Source organism: Rhizobacter sp. P3_B12 (assembly GCF_056402895.1).
On record NZ_JBFUGN010000982.1, the window covers coordinates 1 to 2258 of the forward strand.

Annotated in this window: 3 protein-coding genes; 2 read left to right on the forward strand and 1 reads right to left on the reverse strand. The window is 71.0% G+C overall.

Annotation, left to right across the window (positions count from 1 at the left end; genetic code table 11):
* The coding region (locus AC1D01_RS30990) for an ABC transporter permease (protein ID WP_477873286.1) at positions 1-712 on the forward strand (712 nt) is incomplete at its 5' end.
* A complete protein-coding gene (locus AC1D01_RS30995) occupies positions 705-1670 on the forward strand; it encodes an ABC transporter permease (protein ID WP_477873288.1) in 966 nt (321 codons plus the stop codon). The genes AC1D01_RS30990 and AC1D01_RS30995, both read left to right, overlap by 8 nt.
* A gap of 13 nt (positions 1671-1683) precedes the next feature.
* On the opposite strand, the gene AC1D01_RS31000 is transcribed toward AC1D01_RS30995, so the two are convergent.
* The gene (locus tag AC1D01_RS31000; protein WP_477873290.1) at positions 1684-1998 is read right to left on the reverse strand and encodes a hypothetical protein; all 315 of its coding nucleotides are present in this window, start codon (positions 1996-1998) and stop codon (positions 1684-1686) included.
* Positions 1999-2258 lie beyond the last annotated feature (260 nt).

Below are 2258 nucleotides of genomic sequence, written 5' to 3' on the forward strand. Positions count from 1 at the left end.
GGGGCAGACGGCGCTCGGCGTCGCCGGCGTGCTGCTGGCGGGCTGCGCCTGCGGTGCGTTGAACGGATTGATCGTGATCGTCGGGCGGCTGCAGCCGATCGTCGCGACGATCGCGACCGGTTCGGCCTTCTTCGGCCTCGCGCTCGCGCTGCGTCGCGTGCCGGGCGGCGACGTGAACGCCGGGTTGGCCGATGCGCTGACCGGGCAGCTGCCGGGCGGCATCCCGGCGGCGCTCGCGCTGCTGCTCGCACTGGTGCTGGCGGTGTGGCTGCCGTACCGCCGCTCGGTGATCGGGCGCGCGGCCGCGGCGGTCGGCTCGTCGGAGCAGGCGGCCTACATGTCGGGCGTGCCGGTGCGGCGGGCCAAGTTCGTCGCCTACGTGCTGTCGGGGCTGCTCGCGTCGGTCGCCGGGCTGTTCGTCACCTGCATCACCTGGTCGGGCGAAGCCTCGTCGGCCAACGGCAGCACCTACACGCTGTACTCGATCGCCGCGGTGGTGCTGGGCGGGGTGTCGCTGTTCGGTGGATCGGGCAGCGCGGTCGGCGCGGTGTTCGGCGCGCTGATGTTCCGCACCATCGGCGACCTGATGTTCGTGTTCAACCTCGAGCCGCTGTGGCAGCCGCTGTTCCAGGGCGTGGTGCTGTTCGCCGCCATCTGCGTGGGGGCGCTGCGGCTCTTGAAGCTGCGCAACCGGCTCGATCTGTATGGATAGGAACCTGGCCCGGCACTTCCGGGGCCCGATCGCAGGCCCCATCACCTCGGCCTTCGGCTGCATCGTCGCACTGCTGCTGCTCGGCAGCCTCTACAGCAGCAGCTTCCTGTCGCCCGAGTACCTGCTGCAGCAGCTGAAGGTGGCCTCGTTCCTCGGCGTGATCGCGACCGGCGCGATGCTGGTGATCCTGCTCGGGCAGATCGACCTGTCGGTGCCCTGGGTGGTGGCGGTCGGCGCGATGATGGCCACCGCAGCGACCGGCTGGGGGCCGTGGGGCAGCGCGTTCGCGATCCCGTTCGGCATCGCCTGCGGCGTGGCGCTCGGGCTGCTGAACGGCTTCGGCGTCGCGTTCCTGCGCATCCCGTCGATGATCGTCACGCTGGCCGTGAATGCGGTGGCGCAGGGGCTGATGGTGGTGCACACCGGGGGCTACTCGCCGCAGGATGCGTCGTCGCCGGCGATGCGCTTCATCGCGACCGGCCACAGCCTCATCGGCATTCCGAACGCGCTGCTGGTGTGGGCGGCGGTCGGCGCGGCGGCGGTGTTCGTGCTGACGCGCACCACCTTCGGCCGTTGCGTCTACGCGATCGGCAACCGCGAGCGCGCCGCCTACCTGTCGGGCGCACGCACGCGGGCGGTCGTGATGGCCGCCTTCGCGGTGGCCGGCGGGCTGTCGGCCTTCGGCGGCGTGCTGCTGGCCGGCTATGCGAGCAAGGCGGCGCAGGCCATGGGCGATCCCTACCTGCTGCCGGCGATCGCCGCGGTGGTGCTCGGCGGCACCTCGATCCTCGGCGGGCGCGGCCACTACCTCGGTACGGTGGCCGGCGTGATCCTGATCACGCTGCTGCAATCCATTCTCTCCGTGATGCAGATCGAGGAATGGGGGCGCCACCTGATCTACGGCAGCGTGATCGTCGCGATGCTGCTGCTGTACGGGCGGGCCGCGCCGGCGCGCTGAGGCGGGCTGCCGGTCAAGCGCCTTCGCCGGGTGGGTCAGCGGGCGGGGAGTCCGACAGGCAATGCAGACCGGTGGCGTACAGGCAGGCCGCGACGCAGACCGCGGCCACGATCAGCGCCATCACGACGCCGCCTTGGGCGCGCGATTCTGCAGCGGGCATCGCACCGTCGTAGCGATCGCCATCGGCCCCGTCATCGGGCGACTTGTGAAGCAGCAGGGCGGCCAGCGTGATCAGGGTGACCGCCGCCACCGCGCTGCCCTTGATCACCGTCTCGGGAGAGGGCATGTTGTGGGCCAGGCACGCACGGGCATCGCCGACCTGCCGCACGATGGTCAGCCTGAACGGCGGCGGATGCCATTCTTCGTCGGTCGGAGTTGCAGTGAAGCTGCCAAGGACACGCTCGAGTTGTCCACACAACGGTCTCATCCACGGTCTCCTTGGGCGCCCCAGATGCCGACTGAGTCACCTCGCCGGCGATCCGGTTCCACGCAGGGTCAGAGCCGGGCCGTGAGGTACGCCAGCGCCATGCGCACCGTCTCGCGCGTGGCCGCCTTCACCGAGACGCCGCTCGGCCGCTCCAGCACCAC